At 64.8% G+C, this 24,608-nt stretch carries 21 protein-coding genes; 13 read left to right on the forward strand and 8 right to left on the reverse strand.

Going from position 1 to position 24,608, the window contains the following annotated elements:
* Positions 1 to 68: 68 nt before the first annotated feature.
* From AAGD32_01490 to AAGD32_01500, 3 genes are all read right to left on the reverse strand, one after another.
* A complete protein-coding gene (locus tag AAGD32_01490) occupies positions 69 to 758 on the reverse strand; it encodes a hypothetical protein (GenBank protein MEM8872906.1) in 690 nt (229 codons plus the stop codon).
* Positions 759 to 911: 153 nt separating this feature from the next.
* Entirely contained in the window at positions 912 to 1,499 is a 588-nt protein-coding gene (locus AAGD32_01495) for a hypothetical protein (protein MEM8872907.1), read from the reverse strand.
* A gap of 141 nt (positions 1,500 to 1,640) precedes the next feature.
* Positions 1,641 to 3,113, reverse strand: coding sequence for a glutamate synthase subunit beta (locus tag AAGD32_01500; GenBank protein ID MEM8872908.1), 1,473 nt, complete (start codon positions 3,111 to 3,113; stop codon positions 1,641 to 1,643).
* 138 nt (positions 3,114 to 3,251) lie between these two features.
* Here AAGD32_01500 and AAGD32_01505 point away from each other — a divergent pair, with 138 nt between their 5' ends.
* From AAGD32_01505 to AAGD32_01515, 3 genes are read left to right on the forward strand one after another with little or no spacing between them, the layout of a single operon-like run.
* Entirely contained in the window at positions 3,252 to 4,757 is a 1,506-nt protein-coding gene (locus AAGD32_01505) for an efflux transporter outer membrane subunit (protein MEM8872909.1), read from the forward strand.
* Entirely contained in the window at positions 4,757 to 6,271 is a 1,515-nt protein-coding gene (locus tag AAGD32_01510) for an HlyD family efflux transporter periplasmic adaptor subunit (GenBank protein MEM8872910.1), read from the forward strand. The genes AAGD32_01505 and AAGD32_01510 overlap by 1 nt, the downstream gene beginning before the upstream one ends.
* Before the next feature lie 35 nt (positions 6,272 to 6,306).
* Positions 6,307 to 9,525 carry an efflux RND transporter permease subunit gene (locus tag AAGD32_01515; protein MEM8872911.1) on the forward strand — a complete coding sequence of 1,073 codons (3,219 nt, stop codon included), beginning with the start codon at positions 6,307 to 6,309 and terminating at the stop codon, positions 9,523 to 9,525.
* A 6-nt stretch (positions 9,526 to 9,531) separates the two neighbouring features.
* On the opposite strand, the gene AAGD32_01520 is transcribed toward AAGD32_01515, so the two are convergent.
* Complete coding sequence (locus AAGD32_01520; protein MEM8872912.1) at positions 9,532 to 10,887, reverse strand: hypothetical protein; 1,356 nt, start codon at positions 10,885 to 10,887, stop codon at positions 9,532 to 9,534.
* A gap of 64 nt (positions 10,888 to 10,951) precedes the next feature.
* On the opposite strand from AAGD32_01520, the gene AAGD32_01525 reads away from it, so the two are divergent.
* Complete coding sequence (locus AAGD32_01525) at positions 10,952 to 11,653, forward strand: PEP-CTERM sorting domain-containing protein (protein ID MEM8872913.1); 702 nt, start codon at positions 10,952 to 10,954, stop codon at positions 11,651 to 11,653.
* A 6-nt stretch (positions 11,654 to 11,659) separates the two neighbouring features.
* On the opposite strand, the gene AAGD32_01530 is transcribed toward AAGD32_01525, so the two are convergent.
* The gene (locus AAGD32_01530; protein MEM8872914.1) at positions 11,660 to 12,445 is read right to left on the reverse strand and encodes a hypothetical protein; all 786 of its coding nucleotides are present in this window, start codon (positions 12,443 to 12,445) and stop codon (positions 11,660 to 11,662) included.
* A 139-nt stretch (positions 12,446 to 12,584) separates the two neighbouring features.
* Between AAGD32_01530 and AAGD32_01535 the strand changes: the two genes are divergently transcribed.
* From AAGD32_01535 to AAGD32_01555, 5 genes are read left to right on the forward strand one after another with little or no spacing between them, the layout of a single operon-like run.
* Entirely contained in the window at positions 12,585 to 13,676 is a 1,092-nt protein-coding gene (locus AAGD32_01535) for a PEP-CTERM sorting domain-containing protein (protein ID MEM8872915.1), read from the forward strand.
* Between the two features lie 28 nt (positions 13,677 to 13,704).
* Entirely contained in the window at positions 13,705 to 14,808 is a 1,104-nt protein-coding gene (locus AAGD32_01540; protein MEM8872916.1) for a Xaa-Pro peptidase family protein, read from the forward strand.
* A gap of 8 nt (positions 14,809 to 14,816) precedes the next feature.
* Complete coding sequence (locus AAGD32_01545; protein ID MEM8872917.1) at positions 14,817 to 15,755, forward strand: hypothetical protein; 939 nt, start codon at positions 14,817 to 14,819, stop codon at positions 15,753 to 15,755.
* Positions 15,752 to 16,348 (forward strand): RdgB/HAM1 family non-canonical purine NTP pyrophosphatase, encoded by a 597-nt coding sequence (rdgB, locus tag AAGD32_01550; GenBank protein MEM8872918.1) that lies wholly within the window; start codon positions 15,752 to 15,754, stop codon positions 16,346 to 16,348. Before AAGD32_01545 ends, rdgB begins: the two co-directional genes overlap by 4 nt.
* 17 nt (positions 16,349 to 16,365) lie before the next feature.
* The gene (locus AAGD32_01555) at positions 16,366 to 16,779 is read left to right on the forward strand and encodes a universal stress protein (protein ID MEM8872919.1); all 414 of its coding nucleotides are present in this window, start codon (positions 16,366 to 16,368) and stop codon (positions 16,777 to 16,779) included.
* A 3-nt stretch (positions 16,780 to 16,782) separates the two neighbouring features.
* Here the strand turns inward: AAGD32_01555 and AAGD32_01560 are convergent, their stop codons facing one another.
* Entirely contained in the window at positions 16,783 to 18,063 is a 1,281-nt protein-coding gene (locus AAGD32_01560; GenBank protein MEM8872920.1) for an ABC transporter ATP-binding protein, read from the reverse strand.
* Between the two features lie 23 nt (positions 18,064 to 18,086).
* A complete protein-coding gene (locus AAGD32_01565) occupies positions 18,087 to 18,959 on the reverse strand; it encodes an ABC transporter permease (GenBank protein MEM8872921.1) in 873 nt (290 codons plus the stop codon).
* A gap of 166 nt (positions 18,960 to 19,125) precedes the next feature.
* Between AAGD32_01565 and AAGD32_01570 the strand changes: the two genes are divergently transcribed.
* Positions 19,126 to 19,998: a hypothetical protein gene (locus AAGD32_01570; GenBank protein ID MEM8872922.1), complete on the forward strand. Its 873-nt coding sequence runs from the start codon at positions 19,126 to 19,128 to the stop codon at positions 19,996 to 19,998.
* A 69-nt stretch (positions 19,999 to 20,067) separates the two neighbouring features.
* Here AAGD32_01570 and AAGD32_01575 read toward each other — a convergent pair whose 3' ends face one another.
* On the reverse strand, positions 20,068 to 21,621 hold the full coding sequence (locus AAGD32_01575) for a PA14 domain-containing protein (GenBank protein ID MEM8872923.1): 1,554 nt from the start codon (positions 21,619 to 21,621) through the stop codon (positions 20,068 to 20,070).
* Between the two features lie 139 nt (positions 21,622 to 21,760).
* On the opposite strand from AAGD32_01575, the gene sucD reads away from it, so the two are divergent.
* The 3 genes from sucD to AAGD32_01590 are packed head-to-tail and all read left to right on the forward strand — an operon-like array spanning position 21,761 to position 24,605.
* A complete protein-coding gene (gene sucD / locus AAGD32_01580) occupies positions 21,761 to 22,675 on the forward strand; it encodes a succinate--CoA ligase subunit alpha (protein ID MEM8872924.1) in 915 nt (304 codons plus the stop codon).
* Between the two features lie 3 nt (positions 22,676 to 22,678).
* Positions 22,679 to 23,548, forward strand: coding sequence for a nuclease-related domain-containing protein (locus AAGD32_01585; protein MEM8872925.1), 870 nt, complete (start codon positions 22,679 to 22,681; stop codon positions 23,546 to 23,548).
* A gap of 31 nt (positions 23,549 to 23,579) precedes the next feature.
* Entirely contained in the window at positions 23,580 to 24,605 is a 1,026-nt protein-coding gene (locus tag AAGD32_01590) for a sugar phosphate isomerase/epimerase (GenBank protein ID MEM8872926.1), read from the forward strand.
* The last annotated feature ends 3 nt before the right edge of the window (positions 24,606 to 24,608 follow it).

Consider the following 24,608-nt stretch of genomic DNA (forward strand, 5'->3'; position numbering starts at 1 on the left):
CGGCGCATGCCCGCGGCCGCGCCGGGAAGTCCCGGTCGCGGCCGCTGGGTGGGTGAGAAGGGGTTCGTTTAACGCTTCTTCGCGAAACGCTTGCGGGCTTTGAGGCCGCCGATCAGCAACAGCGGAGCTGCGAACGCCGCGGCCGGGATCGGCACGATCGCCTCGGTGCCCGCGTTCAGGCCGACGCTCTTGAACTGGATCGCCGCACTGCCCTGACCATCGCTCTCGGCGAACAGGTCGCCGGTGATCTTGACCAGCACGTTCGACCAGCCGTCGGGCAACTCGATGCTATCGCCGAGTTCGAACAGCCCGTCGCCGTTGAAGAAGACGTCCGAATCAGGGTCCGTGGAGAGCGTCACGTTCGTGTCGAGGTTCTCGACGGTCAACACGGCACCGGCGGTCGCGACCGACTCGCCGAGGATCGCGAAGTCGCCGGCCATGGCAAAGGTCAGATCGGAAAACTGCAAACCCTCGTTGGCCGTGAGCGTGAGGCAAACGGTCTCGGTGATCGAATCGGAGCTCTCGTCCGACAGGGCGATGAAGTTATCGGGCGTGAACAGCAGTGCGTCGCCGCTGACGATCGGGTCGTTGAAGAGACCGGTCGAGCTGCTGCCGTCGGTGAACGCGTAGGTGTCGGCGAGGCCGTTGGGATTGTCGAAGGGCACGGAGTCCACGCCAGCCTGTGCGGTGGCAACGGTGCCGAACGAAGCAGTAACGAGAACGAGGGCGCTGGAAACGATCTTGGTGTTGGTAAGCATGTTGGTTTCTCCCGACGGCCAACCTCTGGCGAAGTCGGCCGACGGCGACAAGAGCGAGGGACGAACCCGCATGCCGCCGTGGTTGGGAGAACCATGCCACGGGGAATCCGAGGCGGTCGGAAAGTGAAAGGTTTTGGTCAGGTCCGATAGGGATTAGCCGTCCGGATCGTCGAGCAACTGTTGCAACCGCTCCCCAAGCACCGGCGGCAACCTTGCGGGCCAAGTGTCATCGAGCAGGCCGACGTCGATCATGTCGATTAGATGAACTTGGTCCTTGCGACGGAATGCCGTGAGCTTGATCGTGACGAGGGCGTGTAGCGAGATCACACGGTAGGTGTCTGCGAACTCCGACTCGTCGACGTCCGGTGTGGTGGCTAGCTCGCCTTCACGCACTAACTCGCAGGCGAAGACCACATAAACGCCATCGCGTGCTTTGGCATCGGGGCCATCGAGAAACACATCGACACCCGCCGCTCGACGGTGGACGAAACCCGCAGATTCCATCGCCGTGATCGCCAAAGGCAGGTCGTCACGTCGAAGCAGAATGTCCACATCACGCGTGTTGCGGACCGCCGCCTCATCGACCCGCGCCACCCACGCCGCCACGGCGTTGCCGCCCACCACCGCATACGGCACCCTCGCCGACTCCAACGCCGCCGTCGCCCGATACAACCGCTGTTTGACCTTTTCCACGGCACGCACCGCCCTGTCGAATGAGAATGGAAGAAGCTCAATCGCCACGCTTGAAGTGTATCACACCCCGCAAGCCGTTGGCTCCCGACTATTGGGGCAGGTTGCTTAGACAGACATAGGGAGATCTGCCCTCGGGTCCGGCTGCCGGAGGGAAGTTGCCCCAGTAGCCGGGAGCCAACGGCCCGCGGGTCAAAGCTCCACCGGCAGTTCCGGCAGGTCGCTGTAGCCCATCAGGTACTTGTCGATGCAACGCGCCGCCTGGCGACCTTCGCTGATGGCCCAGACAACCAGGCTTTGGCCGCGGCGACTGTCGCCTGCCGCGAAAACGCCTTCGACGTTGGTCATGTAGTCTTCGCCGACCTTGATCGCGTCGCGTTTGGTGAGGTTGAGGTTCAGGTCCTCGATCGGGCCGTAGGTTTCCGGGCCGCTGAAGCCGATGGCGAGCAGGCACAGGTCGCACGGCAGGTCCATCTCGCTGCCTTCGAGCTCGGTGATGTGACGCTTTCCGGTTTCGTCCTTGTAGCTCTCGATCTTCACTGCGCGGAGTTGGCGGACGTGGCCGGCGTCGTCGCCGATGAACTCCTTGGTGAGGATCGCGTAGTTCCGCAGGTCGGCGTACTTCTGCTCGCCCTCTTCATGGGCGGCACTGGTACGCAGGACCATCGGCCACTGCGGCCAAGTCTTCTCCGGGCTCCGCTCACTGGGCGGCATCGCGTTGATGTCGAACTGCTTGATGCTCGCAGCCCCCTGACGCAGGGCGGTGCCGAGGCAGTCGGCGGCGGTGTCACCGCCGCCGATGATGATGACGTGCTTGTCCTTCGCGTCGATGGCCTGCTCGGCAAAAATCTGGTCGCCGTGGTTGAGCTTGGTCTGCTGCGGAAGATACGTCATCGCGTAGTGGATGCCGGTGAGATCGCGACCGGGGGTGTCGGCGTCGCGGGCCTTGGTCGCGCCGGTGCAGAGGAGGATCGCGTCGAAGTCGTGGCGGAGTTGCTCAGTGGTGACATCGACGCCGACGTTGACGCCGCAGCGGATTTCGATGCCCTCGTCTTCCAACAGCTTGCACCGCCGAGCGACGGTGGACTTGTCCATCTTGAAGTCGGGGATGCCGTAGACGAGCAGGCCGCCGGGGCGGTCGTCGCGCTCGAAGACGACGACGTTGTGGCCGGCGCGGTTGAGCTGTTGGGCGGCGGCGAGACCGGCCGGACCTGAGCCGACGACTGCGATCTTCTTGCCCGTCCGCTTCTCCGGCGGCTGCGGCTTGATCCACCCCTCGGCCCAGCCCTTATCCGCAATCGCCTGCTCGATCGTCTTGATCGTGACCGGCTGGTCGTTGATCGAAAGCACGCAGGCTTCCTCACACGGCGCCGGGCAAATGCGACCGGTGAACTCGGGGAAGTTGTTGGTCCGCTCCAAAGCCTGCAGCGCTTCGTACCACCGGTCGCGGTAGATCAGGTCGTTCCAGTCGGGGATCTGGTTGCCCAGCGGGCAGCCGTCGTTGCAGAACGGCACGCCGCAGTCCATGCAGCGGGCCCCCTGCTGGCGCAACTCGCCGGGTTCCATGGGGACGTAGATTTCGTCCCAGTCGAGCACACGAAGCTCCACCGGCCGACGCCGGCGGGTCTGACGGGGAATCTCCTTGAATCCGGTCGGCTTACCCATGAGGGGCGGATGATAGCGGGAAGCGTCGGGCCGGCGATGACATCGGCCGTCCGACAAGGTGACCCGACCGGCCATCGGCGGTTACCATGGAAAATTTCTGCCGCAACTTCGATGGTCGACGCGCCTACATTTAAACGATTGTTTACACGCATCCTCATCCTCTCTTTCGCCTTCACCGCCGGGTGCGTGGTCGGCCCCGATCCGCGTCGGCCGGACACGGTGCTGGAGCCGAGCGATCAGTTCATCTATGGCGACGGCTCGACCGAGCCGGCGGAGTTGGCCGGGTGGTGGCGCGAGTTCAGCGACCCGGTCACCGAAGAGCTCGTGCTCATCGCCCTCGAGAACAACACCGACCTCCGCGCCGCCGCAGCCAGCGTGCTCGAAGCTCAGGGCATCCTCGCCCAGGCGACCGGTGCACGGCTCCCGGTGGTCAACCTCGGCTTCGACTACAGCCGATCGAAAGGGTCGGTCAACTTCCCGACCGGGCGCGAGGCGTTCTTCACCACGACGTTCGACCTCGGCTTCGACGTCGCCTGGCAGGCCGATCTGTTTGGCCGGCTTCGGCGGCAAGAGCAGTCGGCGGCCACGCTGGTACTCGCCGTCGAGGCCGACCGGATCGCGGCGATGCACTCGATCGTCGCCCAGGTCATCCGGGCACGTGTGACCGTCGCGACCCTCTCGCGACTCGTCGAACTGTCCGAGGCCAACATAGAAGCACTCGGCCGAACCCTCACGCTGGTCGAAGACCTGTACGAAGCCGGCACGGAAACCAGCTCGGCCCTCGACGTGCGCCTGGCCCGCCAGAACCTTGCCGCCGCTGAAGCCGAACTGCCGCCGCTGCAACAACAACTGACCCAGGCCGAGTTGGCATTGGACGTGCTGCTCGGCGTACGGCCCGGCACAGGCCCGAAACTGTCCACGCTCTCGACATTGCCGCCACTGGAGCCGCCGCCGACGGGGCTGCCGGCCCACTTGCTCGACCGCCGTCCCGACCTCGCCGCGAGCCAGTTCCGCGCGATGGCCGAGCAGGCCGACATCGGTGCGGAAATCGCCGACCTTTACCCCGACGTGACACTCTCCGGATCGGCCGGGCTGACCAGTTCCACGCTCAACGAACTGCTCAGCGACCTCTCGCAGGTGTACGCCGGTTTCGCGGGACTGGACCAACTGATCTTCGACGGCGGCGTGCAGCAGGGACAGGTCACCGTCGCCCGTGCCCAAGCCGAACGGGCCGCGGCCCAGTACGCAGGGGCGGTGCTGGTCGCGCTGCAGGAAGTCGAAGGCGCGCTGATCGCCGAGCGGTTCAATCGCCTTGCCCTGGCCGCGTCGACCCGAGCACTCGACGAAGCGCAGGCCGCCGAAGATTTGGCGCGTGACCGGTACGAGCGGGGCGTGGAAACACTGCTTAACGTTTTTGAAGCCGAAGGCCGCCGACGAACCGCCGAGGAACAAGTCGCGTCTTTGGAAGAAGCGGTGTGGGATAGCCGGATCGACCTGCACCTCGCGCTCGGCGGGGACTGGGGGATCGACGTCCCCGAGCCGACGCTCAACGGCGCCGCCGATGAGAAACCCGGGCCACGCGTTCGTCCCAAGTGGCACCTGAACCGTTTTGAACACGGGCCGTATGGATCGGTCCAGAACTGATGGACAAGCCGATGCTGCAGAACGCCGAACCAACCGCCACGGCAGAGCCGACCGATGCCGAACCGATCGACGCGGAACTCGTTGAAGCCGTCGGGGCTGATGAATCCGACACGCCCGCCGAGGCCGCTGACAACCCGTCGGTGGACGAGCCGATCGAGGGCAACGACACGGCGAAGTTGCTCGTCCAGTTCGTTCTGGCGATCGTCATTCTCGCGGCCGGCGTCGGCCTGACGATATTGCTCTTCTCCCAGAAAACCGCGCCGGCCACGACCAACGGCCTCGACGCGTCTCCGCTGGTCGACACCGTCACGGCACGCGTCGGCAACCTGCCCGTCGCCATCCGCGGCTTCGGTACGGTGCGTGCCCGCGATCGGGTTCAAATCGTCCCCCAGGTTGGCGGACGTGTCATCTCCACCCACCCGAACTTTGCCGAGGGCGCGACGCTCAACGGCGGCGAAGTGATCGCCACGCTCGACCCGGCAGACGCCGAACTTGCCATCGCGCGGGCCAACTCCGAGATCGACCGGCTCTCGGCCACGATCAAACGGCTCGACGCCAGCCGCAAGCGGGCCGAGTCCGCCGTCGCCGCCGCCCAGACCCGCCTCGAAACCCAACGCGCCGAGGCCGAGGTTGCCAAAGCCCAGTACGAAAAACTCAACCCCGGCAAGGAGATCCCGCCGATGGTCGCGCGGGTGCCGCAGATGCGTGAGGCGGAAGCCAACCTCGCTTCCGCCGAAGCCGGTCTCGAGGATGTCGGCAGTGAACGTGAACAGATCGAGGCCCAACTCGCCGCGGCCAAGACCGAGCTGCGTCAGGCCCAACTCAACCTCGAACGCACGCAAATCACACTCCCCGGCGAACCGACCGACCGTTACCGAGTACTCGAGAAGAACGCGGAGGTCGGCCAGTTCATGTCGCCGGGCGTGACGCTCTCGACACTTTACAAAGCCTCGACGCTGGAGGTTCCCGTCCCATTACCGGCCAGGGAGTTGCAGTGGTTCACGGTCGGTCAAGCAACGGCCGAGGTGACCGCGCGTGACATCGACCGCACCTGGTCCGGCACGATCGTCCGCACCGACGGGCAGATCGACCCGCGGTCCCGGCTGGTCAACGTCGTGGTCGCGCTCGACCCGGCCGGACTCGACGGCAAGCTCGTGCCGGGCATGTTCGTCGAGGCCATGATCACCGGCGAGAAAATCCCCAACGTCGCGGCGATCCCCCGGCTCGCCCTCCGGCAGGTCGAACGCGTCGACGTCGCCAACGCAGGCGGCAACCAAGCCACCGGCCGCACCGGCGGCTTCGACAACGACGCCACCGCGCAACGCCTTTACGTCATTCGCGACGACGTGCTCCGGTTCATCGACGTCGAAGTCGTCCGTCTAACCCGCGAACTTGCCTACGTTAGCGGCCTCGACGATGGCGAAATCATCGTCACCACGGACCTCGCGGTCGTCACCGATGGCATGATTGTCGACGTCGCCGACACGGACGAACCCAACGGAGGTGAGCAGTGAACAACCCCGAACAAAAGCGTCCGCTACCCCGCGGGATGCTCTCCTGGTTCGCACGTAACCACGTCGCGGCGAACCTTCTGTTCTTCGTGCTGATTTTGGTCGGCATGATGAGCGTGCTCTCGACGAAGCTCGAGGTGTTCCCGGAGATCGACACGGGCCTGATCACGGTCGAAGTGCCCTACCCCGGTGCGACGCCGCAGGAGGTCGAGGAAGGCGTGCTGCTGCGGGTAGAGGAGGCCGTCGCCGAGGTCGAGGGCATCAAGGAAACCCGCGGCACCGCCGCCGAATCCGTCGGTATCGTCTCCCTCGAACTGGAAACCTGGGCTGACGAAACGCAGGTCCGCGACGATGTGAAAAACGCCATCGATCGCATCGACACGTTCCCCGAGGACACCGAGGAGCCGGTCGTCTCCGACGTGACCCAACGGATGGAAGTGTTGATCGTCGCGTTGCACGGCGAAGTTCCGCGCAAGTCGCTCAAGGAGTTGGGCGAGCGGATCAAGTCCGAGTTCATCGCGACCGGGATCATCTCCAGCGTCGAGATCGGCGGTGTCCCCCCGTACGAAGTCGGCATCGAGATCGACGAGGCGACCCTCCGCGCCCACGGGCTGACGTTCGCCGATATCGCCGACGCGGTGCGGCGGGGAAGTCTGGACCTGCCGGCCGGCTCGGTCGAGACCGACGACGCCGAAGTCCTGATCCGCACGCTCAACCAGGCCAAGGACCGCGACGCCTTCGAGCGAATCGTCGTCCGCCAACTAGACGACGGCACCGTGCTCACCGTCGGCGACCTGGCCTTTGTCCGCGACGAGTTCGAGGACAGCGACTACGCCGTGCGCTACAAGGGCGACCCGGCGGTACTGCTGAGCGTCTACCGCGTCGGCGACGAAGGCGCACTCAACATCGCATCGACGGTGAAGAAGTACGTCGAGGAGAATGCCGACAACCTGCCGGCCGGCGTGTCTGCGTCGATCTACAACGATTTTTCGATCATCCTCACCGAACGCATCTCACTGATGCTCAAGAACGCCGGGCTGGGGCTCATCCTCGTGGTGATCTTCCTCGGGTTGTTCCTCGATCCGAAGCTCGCGTTCTGGTGTGCCGCGGGGCTGTTCATGTCGTTCGTCGCGGCGATCGCCGTTCTGCCGATCATGGACGTGTCGATCAACATGATCTCCCTGTTCGCGTTCATCCTCGTGCTGGGCATCGTGGTCGACGACGCGATCGTCGTCGGGGAGAACATTTACGAACACCTCGAACGTGGCGAGTCGGCAGCCCGGGCGGCGGTGCTCGGCGTGCGCGAGGTCGCGCTGCCGGTGACACTGACGATCATCTCGACGGTGATCGCGTTCAGCCCGCTACTTTTCGGCGAAGGCGACATCGGGCAGATCCTGCGCGTGATTCCCGTCGTCGTGATCGCCGTGCTGGTCATCTCGCTGGTCGAAGCGCTGCTGATCCTGCCGGCACACCTCTCGGACGCGACGCCGCCGCACCTTCGCAAGCAAACTTGGTTCGTGCGTTTCCGCGGCAAGCTCGCCGACGGACTCGCATGGTTCACGAACGTCCCGTACAAGGCCGCGCTCCACACGGCGACCCGATGGCGGTACGTCACCCTCGCGGTGGCGGCGTTCGTGTTCATGGTCACCATGGGCTATGTCGCCGGCGGGTGGTTGCCGTGGAAGTTCTTCCCCGAGGTCGACGCCGACTTCACCCGCGCCTCACTGGAGATGCCGCCCGGTACGACTGCGCAACGCACCGCCGAACTGCTCGACCGCGTAGAGGAAGCCGCCGAGAAGATTCCGACGATCGTCGGCTGGGAAGGCGAGGAGCCGCTGATCAAATCCATCCAGGTCACCGTCGGCGGCACGCCGATGGCCGCCGCGATGGACCAGGGCAACCTCGCGGCCGGCCTGCAAAACCCGGCGATCGGCGAGGTCATCGTTCAACTCATCGAACCCAGCAAGCGCGACATCTCCACGTCCGACATCACCCGCGCCTGGCGCGACGAGATCGGCACGCTGCCGGGCGCGCGGTCATTGAAGTTCGCCGACTCGCTCGTCTCGGCCGGTGACCCGATCAACGTCCAGCTCTCACCCGCCGACGGGTCCGACGAGGCGTTCGATCGGCTGCTCTCCGCAACCCAGCAACTCAAGCGGGAACTCAATCAGCTCGAAGGCGTTCGGTCCATCTCCGACAGCTTCCAGCAAGGTAAACCCCAGCTCGACATCACCGGCCTGACGCCGACCGGCAAATCGCTTGGCCTGACCATCTCCGATGTCGCGGCCCAGGTGCGCGGCGCTTTTTTCGGTGCCGAAGCGCAGCGGTTCCAGCGTGAGCGCGACGAGGTTCGCGTCTACGTCCGCTACCCCAAGGACCAACGCCGAAGCCTTGCCGATATCGAGGAACTTTACATCCGCCTGCCCGACGGGACGGCCGCGCCGCTCTCGACGGTTGCCGAATACGAACTCGGCGAAGGCTTCAGCCAGATCAGCCGCGTCGAACGTCAACGCATCGTCAATGTCACCGCCGACGTCGACACCACGCTCGCCAACGCCGCGGAACTCAACACGCTGCTCCGCGAGGAAGTTCTCCCGCAGGTCGTCGCCGACAACCCCGGTACCCGCTGGAGCATGAAGGGCGAACAGGAAGAACAACGCGAGTCGATGAACTCGCTGCTACTCTCGCTGGGCGTTGCAATGGTCGGGATCTACGGGCTGCTCGCGATCCTGTTCCGCAGCTACATCCAGCCGGTGATCGTCATGTCGGCGATCCCGTTCGGTCTGGTCGGCGCGATCTGGGGGCACATCCTCTTCGACTTCTTCCGGCCGATGCCGCTGAACTTCCTCTCGATGTTCGGCGTCGTCGCGCTCACCGGCGTCGTGGTCAACGACTCGCTCATCCTCATCGACCTGATCAACCGCAAACGAATCCAGGGCGCGGACGCGGTGACCGCCACACTCGAAGGCGGCCTGCGTCGCTGCCGGCCGATCCTGCTCACGACCTTCACCACGTTCTTCGGCCTCGCGCCGATGATCCTTGAAACCTCGCTGCAAGCGCAGTTCCTCATTCCGATGGCGCTCTCGCTCGGCTTCGGCGTTTTGGTCGCGACGTTCATCACGCTGCTCTTGGTGCCGGCGTTGTATCTGACGATCGAAGACATTCGCGAGCTACTCCGCCCCCTGCTGGGCAAGATGGTGCTCTACACGCCGCCGGAGATGGACGAAAAAGAAACCCGCGAGTTCGCCCCGGCGTAAAGGTGGCTAGTTGCCGAAATCAAACGTCATGCGGTAACCAGCCCGCCAGACCGGCACCTGCACGTCGCAGCGGTAGCCGACGAACCGGTCCGGATCGAAGCCACGCCGGGCCGAGAGCGAGCCGATCAGTTCGGGGTAGCGATCCCAAGCGTCGATCCCCGCACGGTTAAAGCCAACACCCAAGTGCTGCAACTGCAGCGGATGGGTCATGCGCGTCTGCCAACGTCCGCCGACATTGCTCGCGAAGTCAGGACCCCACAGGTGCAGGTCCAGGTCCGGGATGCATTGCCGTGCCAGATCCCGATGAAGAAAGACGTCCAACAGCATGCGTCGGACCGGGAAGTTCACCATCGCCCACACCTCGCTCAACTTCGAAGGCGTGTGGGCCGGATGCGCCTCGTGGCCCGCCATGGCAAACATCACGTCCGCGGGCGCCATCGAGCCATGTGCCCCGCCGCTTGTCTCGACATTCTGCAAGAGAAACCGGTCAGGCTGACGGGCACGAACCAGCGGCAGCGGTTGGCTGCTGAACTCCGGTAACAACCCTGCGGGTAGGTCAGCCTCACCCGGCACCAACGGCGCGAAGTCGGCTTCCTCGTCATCCGTCTTGAACACGTGGAACGACAACGGCACCGCGTCAGGCCGGGCGACATGGCCGAGTAGACCATGCGCGCGGGTTTCGACCAGCCGTTCCGGGCAGTCGGGGTCTGTCTCGAAGAAATGGGTCGCTAGCCAGAGTTGGGAGTGGCGCCCGGTCAATGCCGTCGCGGCGTCGGAGAGCGCTTGGCGCTGCTGGAGAAACCACGAGTCGTCCTGGACGGCCGGGTCATGGGCGTCGGCGAGAGCGATTCGCTTGAGCAGGCGTGAGCGATTGCCGGCAAGACGGCGGGTGGTCGCGTCGTAATCCGCCACGATCTCCGCAAGCTGCGCTGCGGCCGATCGCTGCTCGGCGTCGAAGCGACTGTCCGTGCGGATTGCCTCGGTCAGCAGCCGCAAACCCTCCACACCGGGAATCTCTCCCACGAGGGCGAGGCCGGCAAACGGCTTGTTCACCGCGGAAACCGCACGCTGACAGGTCGTCCGCTCGGTATCCAAGTAGCGGGCCAAGCCGCTGGCCGTCTGAGCCTCGACCGGCATGACCGCGAGGAGCGACCGCAAAGCCGAGTGAAGGCCTTGAAGCACCCTATCCAGTGCGTTCTGCTCGTCGGTGCTCAGCGGTGCGTGGATCGGCGGGGTCTTGGATTCGGCGGTGGCCATGATCGGCCCTGAAGGTCGCCGAAGTCGCCGCCGATTGCCACGTTCGGCCCGGTTGCGGACGTCGGCGTGGGCGTTGCCGCGGGGGCTGGAAGAAGGTGTTGACACGACCGCAGCATATGCTTAGGTTGTGCTCAGCACAATCTCATTCCTTTTCAGCACAAGGCCTCCAATGCACCCGATCAACTCAAAACTCGCCATCTTCGCCGGCCTGTCCCTCTCGCTCATCGCCGTCCCGGCCACGCTCGGCCAAGTCACCACCTTCGACGACGGCACCGACGGCTGGAGCGTCAGCGGCCGCAACAACGTCAGCCTCACTGGCGGCAACCCCGGCGCGAACCTCGATGTCGAGGTCAACGATGTCTTCGGCGCGACCATACGCAACGACGACGGCCTGCTCCCGGACTTCAGCGGGCCGCTCACGCTCACCGTCGACATCAACGTCGACTCCATCGACTTTTTCGGCACACCGGTCGCACGCGACCTGGTGGTCGACATCCGTGATTTCAGCGACGAAGGCTTCGCCAGCGTCTTCTACAACCTGGGCCTGCTGCAGGCCGCGGGCCAGGGCTGGCAGACTTACGCGATCACGATCGACGATCCGACGGCGACCGAGCTGCCGCGCGGATGGGCGGGCGCGGGTGCCGAGGATCCGGACACGTTCGAGCCGCTGTTGCCCGAAGGGCGGACGTTCGCGGACGTGCTGGCCGGGGCGGACGAGGTCGTGTTCACGACCTTCGTGCCCGGGTTCTTGTACGGCTTCACAAACTTCGACCTGCAAGTCGACAACGTCGGCTTCGTCGCGATCCCGGAGCCGACGTCGCTGAGTCTGCTTGCCTTGGGTGGCCTCGCCCTGCGTCGGCGGCGGCGGTAAATCCGCTTACCAATCGAACTCGTCCGCCTTCTGCAGGAACGCGAAGAGCAGCATCGCTTCGGCCTCGCGGTGAATGCCGCGCAGGCTGAACAGCTGCATGAACCACGTGCGGTCGGCCTCGGTCGGCTCGGCGGGGAGTTCCGACCCTTCGCCCAGGAGGGTGTCGACATCGACGCCCATGAGTTGGTCGGTGAGGTAGAGAATGTCGAATTCGCCGACGGTGAGGGTCGTGAGCACATGAACTTTGTGTTCTTGAACGACCGGACGCAACTGCTGATCGGCGAGCTTGCCGTCGATCGCATCGAGCGCATCGAGATAGGCCAGCGTGTCGTCATCACCCTTCCACTCCTTGGCGGAGCGTTCCTCTTCGCGGAAATGACCGAGCGCGGCGTCGAAGTGGGCTTGGTACCGTTCGTAAAACGTGTCGACCTCGTCCCCGCGTAGCCAACGACCGATGAGCATCTCGCCGACGCCTTGCCGCGTGTGATAGTCGTCGGTGGAGATGCTCTGGGTGTCGGGAATAGCCAAAAGCCGGGCGGCGTCCGCCACATGCGTCGGCGTGACCAACGGCCCAAGCTTGGGGTCCTGGCCCTTGTGCATTTTGCCGATGGCTTGCTGAACTTCCTTGAGCACGGCGTCCGCACCGGGCAACACGTCGGCATCGAACTTACGCGGCGCCTCGAACACGGCCGCCAACTCGGCGTGGATGCGAAACTCCTCGGCCTTCTCCGCCGCCCGCTGCTTCGGATCAATCGCCGCCTCGCTGGAACGCTCGTCGGGTTCTTCGTACATACCGGGTCAACGTAGTGAGTGGTCGATTTACTGTCGTGTCAGGCCGGGTTGATATCCCATTTTGCTTAGGCACCGTCGGCCAACTGCGGGCATATTAAGCTACACGAGGACGGGTCAGTTGGTTCAACGAGGCAAATGCATGAAAAACGTTCGTACACGCATCGCCGCCGGCGTCATCGTCGGCGGGCTGGGGATCGTGCCCATGGCAGCGGCCCAGTCGTTCGAGATTACGCCGCTTGTCACACTGGAAGAAGCCAAGGGCGGCGTCGATGACCCGCTGCTGCTCAGCGGGTTCGGACAGCTCGACGGGATGCTCTACGCCAACCTCAATGCATCGATCATCGGCGAGGGCCGTATCACCGCCGGCATGCCCGGTACCACGTTCACCACGGAGATCGGACCGACCGACTTCACCGACGCCGGGCTCGAGGAAACCGGCTTCTTCGTCAACGCGCCGCTGAGCAACGTGGGCGATCGGTTCGCCTTCGGTGGTTCGCTCCAGAACCTTGTCGCGAGTTTCAGCCCGGCAACCGGCGTGAGCTTGCTCGCCAGCGAAGAGGAGATCGGCACGTTCACGGGCGCGACTTCGGCCATCGGCCTGCCCACCGCCAACCTCAGCGGCGCTCAGGCCGGCGTCGGCGACGAACTTTTCTTCTTCGACGGATCCAGCGACAGCCTCCTCGCGGTCGACTTGTCCGGCAATCTGCGGACCGTGTTCAGTGACGACGATCTCGCTGGGAGTGTCGTCGGTGCCGACGACATCGACCGCCTGCATGTCGTGGGCGACGATTTGATCTTCGGCTCCGGCAACGGCGAGGGCGTGTATCGCGTTCCGCTCAGCGACCTGACGCCGGGTGCGATCGTGCAGATTCTCGATGCCGACGACTTTGAAGCCGTGTTCGGCGATGACGATGACAACGTCGGCTTCCTCGCACTCACCCTCGGCAACGACGGGCTGGTCTACACGTACGAGTCCGACGCCGACAGCATCTTCCGGTTCGACGCCGACAACCCCGCGGCGACGCTGGAACTTGTGCTCAGCGACACCGAACTCGCCGACGGGTCGGCCGGCACCGATGCGGTCACAGGGCTCATCCCTTCCGGCGATTCCGTGGCCTACTTCACCGTCAACGGCACCCAAGGCCTGTTCCAGATCACCGAAGTGCCCGAACCGACGACGCTGGCGTGGCTGGCACTGGCCGGATTCGGGTTGCGCCGCCGACGCGCGTGACGCACCTCGGCACCGCTACGCTTGCTGCATGACCGCGACGCTGCTTGCCGGGATTCCCGCGACGAACATGGCGCTGTACCACCGGTGTCGGTTCGTCGCCGGCGACCCGGCGGCGTGGGTGAAGCTGCCGGGCGAAACGGTGTTCATCTGCCGGAACATCGAAGTGGACCGTGCCCGCAAATCAACCAATGCCGACCGTGTGATTGCGCCTGCGGATGTGGTGGATGACCCCAGCGGCGAGCGGGACGTGATGACGGCCCAGGCCGTGGTCGCGCTGTTGCGGGACGCGAACGTTGGCAACGTCGTCGGCGATCGTTCGCTGGGTCTGGTCTATGTCGACGTGCTGCGCGAGGCGGGCATCGAAGTCCGGCTCGACCGCGATCTCGGTGTCGCCGACCGGCGGAGCAAGGATGCCGACGAACTAACTCACCTGCGGCACTGCCAATCGATCACGGAGCGAGCGATGCGAACCGCGTGCGAACACATCGCCCGCGCCGACGCGGACACTGGTGGGCACTTGCACCATGACGGCACGCCGGTCACCAGCGACTCGGTGCGGGCGTTGATCGAGCTGCTTCTGATCGACCACGGCATGGCCAGCGAGCACGGCACGATCGTCGCGGGCCTACCCCACTGTGCCGACTGTCACGACCGCGGCGAGGGGCCGTTGCGGACGGGCGAGCCGGTGATCATCGACATCTTCCCACGCGACCGGCGGTCGCTGTACTGGGGGGATTGCACGCGGACCGTGGTTCACGGGACGCCAACGCCGGAGCTTGCGGCGATGCACGCGGCGGTGGTCGAGTCGAAGGCCGCGGCGATCGCGACAATCCAGGCCGGCGTCACCGGGGCCGAGGTGCACGCCGCCGCACAGGGCGTCATCCATGCCCACGGCTTCGACGACATGGTCCACGGCACGGGTCACGGCGTCGGTTTAGACGTCCACGAAGCCCCCCTGCTCGATGCCAAGGGCGGCCCGCTCGTCGCCGGGGACGTCCTCACCATCGAACCGGGCCTTTACCACGAACAACACGGCGGCGTCCGCGTCGAAGACATGGTCGTGGTCACCGACACCGGGCACGACAACTTCAACACATTGCCCGAATCCCTTGCCTGGAAAAACGCGTTATGATTCACCCCATGCGTCACCTGCTTCTCTTAACCGTACTGCTCTCGCCGCTGCTGGTCGCCGCGCAGGCGTCGGCCCAGTACACGCTCTTCGTCGCCCGGTACGACGACGCGAGCCATGTGCGCATCGCCAAGGCCGTGCGGGATCAACTGATCGCGGGCACCGAACTCAAGGACTGGTACATCCTCCACAAGTCCGGCGAGTCGCTGCTGTACCACGGCCGATACGAATCTCAAGCGGACGCCAACACCGACCGTGACGCCATCGGCCGGCTCGTGAACAAGCTCGGCGACCCGCTGTTCCCGCGAGTGCTGCTTGTCTCGGCCGACGAGCCGGATCCCGAAGCGCCGCCGCAGTGGAACATCGTCAACACCAACGCGAAATGGACGCTGGTCATCGCCGACTACACCGGCGACGCACAGCGTAAACAAGCTGCCGTCGAGTCGGTCCGGGCGGCACGCGAGATGGGCATTGAGGCCTATTACTTCCACGGCCCGACCACCAGCAGCGTGCTCATTGGCGCTTGGCCGATCAACGCGCTTCGGGCCCAGGAGGTCGGCAACCCGGAGGACTTTGCCCGCACCGGCGACCGCACGCTGGTCGTCTCGAGCCTCCGCTTGCCGACCTCGGTTCGCCGCGCGGCGGAACAGCTCGATGACGGCCGCGTCGAGATCCTCGAACCGAAGATCGAAATCACCGACGCGTCGATGGCCCGCGCCATGCAGGAGTATCCCGAGTACGCGCTCAACGGCGAGTTGGTCGTCGAAGTCATGGCCGAGAACGGCAGGAAAGTCCGCGCGGTCAAGCCGTCGTTCATCGCCGACATCGACCAAATCCGTGGCATCGTCGGTGCTGACGATCAGGCCCCCGTCCCGACCGCGCCGGAGCAGCCGCTTTTGATCCGGCCCGAGGACCGCCGAGGTAACAACCCGTTGCAGGGGCTCGAGTGAACACACCCCTTTTGATCGCAACGAAGAATGCCGGCAAGGCTGCGGAACTCGCGGGGATGTTCGACGGGCTCGGCGTTTCGTGCGAGCCGTTGCCGGCCGATGCCCCCGACGTCGAGGAGACCGCCACGACCTTCCGGGCCAACGCCCTGCTCAAGGCCACCGCGTACGCCAGGCACTTTGGTACCGCATGCCTCGCCGACGACTCCGGTTTGCAGGTCGCCGCACTCGACGACGCGCCGGGCATCTACTCCGCCCGGTTCGCCGCCATGCACGATGCCGGGGAGGGTGACGCGGCGAACAACACGCTGCTGCTCGAGAAACTTGCCGATGCCGACGACCGCAGGGCGCGGTTCGTGTGCGTGTTGGCACTGTGCGATGTGAAGGGCCGACCGATCTTCACGACCGAGGGGCACGTCTCGGGCACGATCGTCCGCGAACCTCGTGGCGATAGCGGCTTCGGCTACGACCCGCTGTTCGAACACGCCGGCAAGACCATGGCCGAGCGTACCGCAGAGGAAAAAGCGGCGCTGAGCCATCGCGGTGTCGCGGCGAAACGGCTGTCCGACCTGCTCGCGACGTTTCCGCTGTCATAGCCGCGTAGCATGCGACGATGAGTCGTATCCTCGTGGCAGTCAGCAGCCCGCTCGCATCGCGGCGGTTGGGGGAAGCGGTCGCAGACCTCGCGCACCGGCTCTCGGCCGAGGTGCTCGTCGTCCACGTCTCGCGACCTACCGGCCAATCCGACAACACCAGCGCCGGCGAGAAGGCCGAGGAATCAATCCGCACCCTCGCCGACCACATCCGCGTGCGTGACGTTGCGGTGCAAACGCTGCTGCTGTTTGCCGATGATGTGCCGCGGGCGATTCTCAACACCGCACGCGACGGCAACTGCACGTTGATCGCGTTGGGCCTCTCGGGTCGCGGCATGCTCAGCAGGCTGATCGCCGGCAACGTGCCGGTCGAGCTGCTGCGCAGCACCGACCTGCCGGTGATCATGTTCCCCGCCGATGCACCGAAGGTGTGAGGCTCACTCCCACGAACTGGCGAGCACGACCGAACTCTGCTTGCTGCTGGGCACCTTCCCGGTCCCGAGCACGTCGCGGAATGTCACGCTGATCTCGGCGGCACGCTCGACGCGTTCGAGTTCCTTGAAGCCATCGGCGCAAACGAGCTGCAGGTGGTAGTCGCCCGGCGCGAGGGGCAAGCTCGGGACATGGCACGTCAGCGTCTTGGCGTCGGCACCCTTGAAGACGATGCCGCTGTGGTACTCGCTGTGAAAGAGCGCAACGCGTTGGTTACGTTCATTGCAGACGGCGAGCGCGGCGGTGAGGTTGCCGCTGTCGTTGAAGTCGCGCATGTCGATCTCGAACCTCACCGGAGCACCGACGGGGACGACGGTCGTGCGGTTGGCCTCGTCGCCCGCACCAACGAACATGCGGAGGTCGGTGAAGATCGGCGGACGGGGTTTGTCCTGCGTGCGTGGCCGTTCGATCAACGGCAGCCCGTTGCCCCCGCCCCCACCACCGCCGAGGTAGCGCTCGATGCCGACCTCGGTCGGGAGCTTCTCGCTGACACGTCCGCCGTCGACGATGATCACACTGCTGCACAGCGACGCCACGGCGTCCATCTGGTGGCTCACGAACAGGATCGTCCGCCCACCGCCTGTCGAGTCGGTGCCGTGGACGACGTCATTCATCTTGCCCAGGCACTTCTTCTGGAACGCCGCATCGCCGACCGCGAGCACCTCGTCGACGATCATGATCTGCGGATCAAGGTGCGATGCGACGGCGAAGGCGAGGCGGACGTACATGCCCGAGCTGTAGCGTTTGACCGGCGTGTCGAGGAACTTGCCGACCTCGCTGAACTCGACGATCTGGTCGAACTTCTCGTTGATCTCCCGGCGTTTCATGCCGAGGATCGCGCCGTTGAGGTAGACGTTCTCCCGGCCGGTGAGCTCGGGGTGAAAGCCGGTGCCGACTTCGAGCAGCGACGAGACGCGACCCCGCATGGTCGCTCGGCCGTGCGTCGGCTCGGTGATGCGGGACAGCACCTTCAACAGCGTCGACTTGCCGGCACCGTTGCGGCCGATGAGCCCGACGACCTCGCCTTCGCCGACCTCGAACGAGACGTCCCGCAGCGCCCAGTGCGTGTCCTCGGCCTCCCAGTTCTCACTGAACCGCCGCAGTCGTTTGCCCGGCTCCTTGAGCAGCGATGCGAGGTTGTCCTTGAACGTTCCGGTCGTCTGCTCCTTGAGTCCGATCCGGTACGCCTTGGACAAACCTTCGACTGTGATGGCTGGCTGAGACATGGGCTTTGGCCAAAGGCTTGGGTTCACGCGATGTCGGCGAAGCGGCGCTCGACTCGCTTGAAGTAGAATAGTCCAAAAAGCAACAACGCGAACGCACCGACCGTCGCCGTGCCGAAGTGGAGCCAGTGCCATTCCCCACCGACCAGCACGCTCCGCCACGCGGCGACGATGCCGGTCACGGGGTTGAGCGCGTACCAATCGCGGATGCCGTCGAAGCGTTCGTCGCTGAGCGGGTACGGCACCGCGCTGAGCCAAAGCCCGAACTGCACCGCGAACGGCACGAGAAATCGCAGGTCCCGGTACAACACCGTCAACGCGCTGAACGTCAGCGAGATGCCCAGTGCCATCACGATCGTTACGGCCAACAGCGGCAGCGCAAAGACGATCTGCCAGGTCGGAGCCCAATCGGTGAAGACCGCGAAGCCGACGGCAAGCAGGGCGAAGAGGACGAAATTGATGCCGAGGTCGACCAATCCCGAGCCGCAACTCGCGGCTGGCAGGAACACACGCGGCAGATAGATTTTCGTGAGAAGCGGCTGCTGGTTGACCAGCGCCATGCCGCCGTCCTGCAGGTTGCGTTGGATGAACAACCAAGGCAAAAGCCCGGCGTACATCCAGAGGAAATACGGCGCGGTCACCGCGTCGTCGAGTTCGAGCGTGGCACCGACCCCGCCGTAAACGAGCATCGAGACGATCGGCACGAACACGGCCCACGCCATGCCCAGAACCGCCATCTTGTACTTCACCTTCAGGTCGCGCCAGACGAGGAAGTACAGCAACTCCCGATAACGCCAAAGCTCGCCCCAGTCGATCCCGATCCACCCCTTGCGCGGCTCAATGACCGTCACCTGCCGCTCAACCCGGGGCGCAGGCGAAGACTCGGCGGAAGGCGACATGGGCCGGGCAAGCGTGGTCATACATCGGGACACGGCACCCAAACGATAGCGCCGCTACCGTGTGCATCGGCCCATCACCCCCGCCACTTTGAACGGCGACCCACGGGAGCTTTCCGGGGCCGCGAGAAAAGCTCCCGTGGGTCGCCGCTCAAAGTAGGATGGGGGCATGCTCGCTCTGCTGCTCACGTTATTGCTGACGCCAACGACCGCACCCGCGTTCGACATTGTTGATCTGTTGGGCCGATCAGACGATTCGGCAGAGGTCACGGCCTTCGTCGAACGGCACATGCCGACAACCGAGATTTCGCGGTTTGGCGAAGACTACTACCTGCTGTCGCCGGAGGCGGGCGTCAACCTGTTCTTCGCCAATGTGAACCGCACTCTCACGAACGTCGAGCTGAGCAATGGTTACGCGGGCCCCATGCCCAACGGCGTGCGCTGGGAAATGACCCGGCGTGAGGTCGAACGCGCGTTCGGCCCGCCGCCGATGATCGACGTCGGCGTGGACGACGTCGCACTGATCTACCCGAACCGCAAACTGCACCTGAACTTCCCTACCGACGCCCTGACCGATGGCGAGGCCACACTTGAGTGGATTCTGCTCTTCGATCACGAACCGATGGCCCTCGGCGAGCCGACGAAGCCCAGATTGCAGTTTCGGCTCGTGCAGCCTGAGGACGACGACGCCGAACCGATGACTGATCCCGGTACCGGACTCAACCTGGCAGTGGGGCGAAACGTTCATCTGGACGAGCGGGACCTCGCGTCGGTGCAGGTCATGCTTTCGCCGCACGACGATCGACCGTTGATCGCCGTGCGGCTCACGCCCGAGGCTGGCGAGAAGTTCAAGGTACTCACGGCTGAACACGTCGACCGACAGCTTGCCCTCGTGCTGGACGGAGAGATCATTTTCGCCCCAACGATTCGTAGCCCCCTCGGCGACACGTTCGTGATTGAGTCCGGCGGTGAGCCCGACGTCTCCGACGTGCGACGTTTGGCAGGTCAGATCAACGCCGCACGGTTTGCGTTGCCGGAATGAGCGGCGGTTGTGCCGCCGACGCTGAACGCCTGACCTGCGTAGCGGCCGCGGCGAAGCCGCCCATGGCGCTCACCGCACCCCGACCGTGATCCCGCTACGGGCGACGTAGGTTTCCCATGCCAAGCGTTCGTTTGACTCGGTGGTTTCATTTACGTCCGCATACACGTTCCCGCCGAAGTCGAGGCCGTCGGGCATCCAGTCGTCGTTGCGTCGGGCGACGCCGGCGGGGTCGTGGCGGATCACGCCGATGACGTTGTTCCATGCGGCGTTATCGGCCCAGGTGTCGTCGCCGTAGCTGTTCCAGACGTACACGCCCACGTCGTTGTCCTGCAGCACCTTGGTGCCGTCGGGCGTGCGGCCGTCGCTGAAGACGCGGTTGTCGTAGACGCGGTGATGCGCACCGCCGGCAATCGCGATGCCGTGGTTGGTCGTGTTGAGCACGACGTTGCGAAAGACCTCGGCGTGAGCGGCGTCGCGGGAGTGGCCGCCGACGTCCGGGTTGTCGCCGACGAGGATGCCCCCGCCGAAGAACTCCTCGCCTTCGATCGGCCAGGCACCGTCGATGAGGTTGCGATGGATGCGGATCGGATCGCCAGCGGTGCCGCCGGAGCGAAACAGGTTGATGTTGTCCTCGACGCGCGACTCGCCGGGCAGGTTGGTGACGCGGTTCCACGCGATCTCGGCCCCGGGCGCGACGACCTTGTCGAGCTGCACGAACGACCGCCGCTCGAACCCGTCGTAGCCGCCATTGCCGTCGGACACGCGGCCGTCGATGTTCAGCACGTCGTTGGCCACAACGCGGAACTCCATGTTGTCCGACGACGCGGCCCAGATGCCCGACGTGCTGATCAGCGTGTTCTGCTCGATGTTCAGCCGGGCGGCGTTGGTGGCGTAAACGAAGCGTCCGGCGGTCTGGCCGCGAACGTTGGGGTTGAGCCCGACGCCGGTGTTGTCGCGGACTTCCAGGTCGACGTCGGCGGTGAAGTCGGCGTTCGAGAACGGATTGCCGGTCGCGATCAGATGGCTGTGGCTCGTGATCGTCGACCGCTCGATACGCACGGGACGGTCGGTGTTGATCAGCACCGCCGGCGTGAACGGATCATTGGAGAAGTAGCTACCGACGTAGATCCCCGCGCGGTCGATGACGCTCGGCATCCGATCGACGGTGAGCAAATCCTCGGCGAGCGGCTCCCAGTCGCCGCCGGGCTGTTTCCACTCCAGAGCAACCGAGCGCTCGCCGTCGCCGCCGCCGTCAGCGTCGTGGTAGTCGAGCCGAAGGTCGTGCCGGCCGGCCGCGACCTGCAAGCTGACCCCGCCGAGCCGGCCGGTCCGGTCGGCGTCCCAGTCGTCATAGATCAGCTCGTTGTCCAGCCACAGCCGAACGCCGTCATCGCCGCGCACCCGAAAGCTATGCGTCCCGCTCGTCGGTGCGATCAGCGACCCGCCGAACCGCACGGCAACCTCGCCGCTTCCCCAGCGTGGATCTTCGTTCGCCGCCGGCAGGTCGGCGTACGTCGCGGTCGGCAGTGCGCCGACGGCGTCGTTCTCGTCATTGAAGACATCGGCCGCGTCGGCGAATCCCCCGGTATAGACGTCCACCCGCAGACCGGCTACAAGCGACACCGCCGCCAACAACCGTCTCGGCTCGAGTACTTCGCAAAAGATCACCCCAGTGCATCGGCGCAAACCCGAACGACACCCAGCACCCCCCGCTTATCGGACGCCCTTCCGGACCCGCGTCCGCTGACTACCATCGCGACCCATGAGCATTCTCGTCGACAGCAACACCAAGGTCATCTGCCAAGGCATCACCGGAGCCAGCGGCGCGTTCCACACCAAGATGTGCAAGGAGTACGGCACGCAGATGGTCGGCGGCGTCACCCCCGGCAAGGGCGGACAGACCGACGACAACGGCCTGCCGATCTTCAACACCGTCGACGAAGCGGTACGCAAGACGGGTGCTGAGGCGAGCATGATCTTCGTCCCGCCGCCGTTCGCGGGCGATGCGATCATGGAAGCGGCCGACGCGGGCATCAAGGTCATCGCGGCCATCACCGAGGGCATCCCCGTGGCCGACATGATGAAAGCCAAGGCGTTCATCGAAGGCGTCGACACCACGCTCATCGGCCCCAACTGCCCGGGCATCATCACGCCCGGCGGCGACGCGACCAGCGGCGGCTGCAAGATCGGCATCATGCCCGGTTACATCCACCTCCCCGCCGACCAAGCCCCCACCGGCAAGAAGGTCGGCATCATCTCCCGCTCGGGCACCCTCACCTACGAGGCCGTCTTCCAGTGCACCAATGCCGGCATCGGCCAGACCACCTGCGTCGGCATCGGCGGTGACCCGGTCAAGGGAATCAACTACATCGAGCTGCTCGGCATGTTCGAGGCCGACCCGGACACCGACGGCATCGTCATGATCGGTGAGATCGGCGGCGACGACGAAGAGAACGCCGCCGCGTGGAGCAAGGACAACGTCACCAAGCCGATCGTGAGCTTCATCGCCGGCCGCACCGCCCCCCCCGGCAAGCGCATGGGCCACGCCGGCGCGATCATCAGCGGCGGCAAAGGCGACGCCGCCAGCAAGATCGCCGCCCTCGAAGCCGCCGGCATCAAGGTCGCCCAAACGCCAACCACCATCGGCAGCGCCATGGCGGAGGCGCTGGGGGTGTAACTCATGGCGAGATTAACCGCTCACACCAAGCTTGCAGGGCGTTATCCGAAACAGAGAATTGTACGGGTAGCCGACAAGCAGATATTGCTTGTACTTACACTTGCACTAGTTGTCGGCGGTTTCGTCGGTGTGACATCAACCTTGGGCTTTGTATGGCGCAGCCTCGGTTTCGGCATTTTGGGCCTGATAGCCGTTTTGTCGGCAACGATCTGCGTCTGGCTGGTGCGCCGCCCGCTTGTGCAACGAATAGAAAGGGAAATGACAAGCCTTGCGCGCCAACGTACGGCGATGGAGCTGGGAGGTCGCGGCGAGGCACTCGTGTCAACCCAACTTCGCCGACTCAGTTCGCAATGGCATCTGTTTGATGGTGTTCCCTTGAAAACTGGGGGCGACGTCGATCACGTACTAGTGGGGCCACGGGGCATTTTTGCGATCAGTACAAAAGCACAACGTGGCCTTGTGCAAATCCGAGACAACAGCACATGTACGATCAATGGGCATACTGAGCAGCATCCGAACGAGGTGATCCGGCAGGCACTTTCGCTGCACCAAGAACTACTCATTGGTGCTGATGTTCGACTCTTTGTCCATCCGGTCCTGTGTTTCGCGTTCGCACATGTCGACGATCAAAGAACTGAAACGCCGCCGCTCGTGGTTGGAGACGTCGATGGCGTTGCTGCACTGTTCACGGCAATTGAGGACACGGACAGTCGCAAAAAAACCCGGTTCGCCAAGGACAAGAAACTCGACAGAAAAACGCTCATGCTGATCATCACCCGACTTCGAGCGATGGTTGGCGAGGATCACCTCACCGAGAAAGATTTCGTTCTTAAAGATGACAAACCTGGCTCGGATGAGACACTCGTCGGTTGACACCACCGCCGCGATTCGCTGACATGCACGCATGCCACGCACCGTTACCTTGTTCACCGGCCAGTGGGCCGATCTGCCGCTCGATATCCTTGCCGCGAAGACCAAATCCTTCGGCTACGACGGGCTCGAACTTGCTTGCTGGGGTGACCACTTCAACGTGCAGAAGTGTTTGCAGGAAGCCGGCTACGCGGCGAAGAAGTGGGAGACGCTGCAGAAGCACGGGCTGACCTCGATCACGATATCGGCCCACCTCGTCGGGCAGGCGATCTGCGACCACATCGACGAGCGTCACGCCGCGATCCTGCCGCCGGAAGTTTACGGCGACGGCGACCCCGAGGGCGTGCGGCAGCGGGCGCAGCAGCGCATGATCGACACCGGCGCGGCCGCGCGGATCTTCCGCGACGCCGCCCCGCACGCGATCGACTTCCCCATGGCCGTCAACGGCTTCACCGGCAGCTCCATCTGGCACAGCACCTACGCCTTCCCGCCGACGACGCAGGAATACTGGCAGAAGGGCTTCGACGACTTCGCCAACCGTTTCACGCCGATCCTCGACGCGTTCGAGGAAAGTGACGTGAACTTCGCGCTCGAGGTGCATCCGACCGAGATCGCCTTCGACATCGCCACCGCCCAGCGTGCGATCGACGCGGTCAAGGGACACAAACGCTTCGGCTTCAACTACGACCCGTCGCACCTCGGCTATCAAGGCGTCGACTACGTGAAGTTCATCCGCACCTTCGCCGAGCGGATTTACCACGTGCACATGAAGGACGTCTGGTGGGGCCACGGCAACGGCGATGTCGGCGTCTTCGGCGGGCACACCGACTTCGCCGACCCGCGCCGCTTCTGGGACTTCCGCAGTCTCGGCCACGGCGACATCAACTTCGAAGAGATCATCGTCGCCCTCAACGACATCAACTACACGGGGCCGCTCAGCGTGGAGTGGGAAGACAGCCGCATGGACCGCGAGCACGGCGCTACTGAGGCCGCCGCGTTCGTCCGCAAGAGCGACTTCAAACGCAGCGACATCGCGTTCGACGCACAGTTTGACAACTGACGT

It is taken from the genome of Planctomycetota bacterium, from assembly GCA_039182125.1.
In the GTDB taxonomy this organism is placed as follows: Bacteria; Planctomycetota; Phycisphaerae; order Tepidisphaerales; family Tepidisphaeraceae; genus JBCDCH01.

Bases quoted from the DNA above. Each gene is read 5' to 3' on its own strand.
- AAGD32_01515 (MEM8872911.1), top strand. From the start codon at position 6,307: ATGCTCTCCTGGTTCGCACGTAACCACGTCGCGGCGAACCTTCTGTTC.
- AAGD32_01525 (MEM8872913.1), top strand. From the start codon at position 10,952: ATGCACCCGATCAACTCAAAACTCGCCATCTTCGCCGGCCTGTCCCTC.
- AAGD32_01545 (MEM8872917.1), top strand. From the start codon at position 14,817: ATGCGTCACCTGCTTCTCTTAACCGTACTGCTCTCGCCGCTGCTGGTC.
- AAGD32_01530 (MEM8872914.1), bottom strand. From the start codon at position 12,445: ATGTACGAAGAACCCGACGAGCGTTCCAGCGAGGCGGCGATTGATCCG.
- sucD (MEM8872924.1), top strand. From the start codon at position 21,761: ATGAGCATTCTCGTCGACAGCAACACCAAGGTCATCTGCCAAGGCATC.
- AAGD32_01565 (MEM8872921.1), bottom strand. From the start codon at position 18,959: ATGTCGCCTTCCGCCGAGTCTTCGCCTGCGCCCCGGGTTGAGCGGCAG.
- AAGD32_01535 (MEM8872915.1), top strand. From the start codon at position 12,585: ATGAAAAACGTTCGTACACGCATCGCCGCCGGCGTCATCGTCGGCGGG.
- AAGD32_01490 (MEM8872906.1), bottom strand. From the start codon at position 758: ATGCTTACCAACACCAAGATCGTTTCCAGCGCCCTCGTTCTCGTTACT.
- AAGD32_01540 (MEM8872916.1), top strand. From the start codon at position 13,705: ATGACCGCGACGCTGCTTGCCGGGATTCCCGCGACGAACATGGCGCTG.
- AAGD32_01585 (MEM8872925.1), top strand. From the start codon at position 22,679: ATGGCGAGATTAACCGCTCACACCAAGCTTGCAGGGCGTTATCCGAAA.
- AAGD32_01510 (MEM8872910.1), top strand. From the start codon at position 4,757: ATGGACAAGCCGATGCTGCAGAACGCCGAACCAACCGCCACGGCAGAG.
- AAGD32_01560 (MEM8872920.1), bottom strand. From the start codon at position 18,063: ATGTCTCAGCCAGCCATCACAGTCGAAGGTTTGTCCAAGGCGTACCGG.
- AAGD32_01590 (MEM8872926.1), top strand. From the start codon at position 23,580: ATGCCACGCACCGTTACCTTGTTCACCGGCCAGTGGGCCGATCTGCCG.
- AAGD32_01500 (MEM8872908.1), bottom strand. From the start codon at position 3,113: ATGGGTAAGCCGACCGGATTCAAGGAGATTCCCCGTCAGACCCGCCGG.
- AAGD32_01570 (MEM8872922.1), top strand. From the start codon at position 19,126: ATGCTCGCTCTGCTGCTCACGTTATTGCTGACGCCAACGACCGCACCC.
- AAGD32_01555 (MEM8872919.1), top strand. From the start codon at position 16,366: ATGAGTCGTATCCTCGTGGCAGTCAGCAGCCCGCTCGCATCGCGGCGG.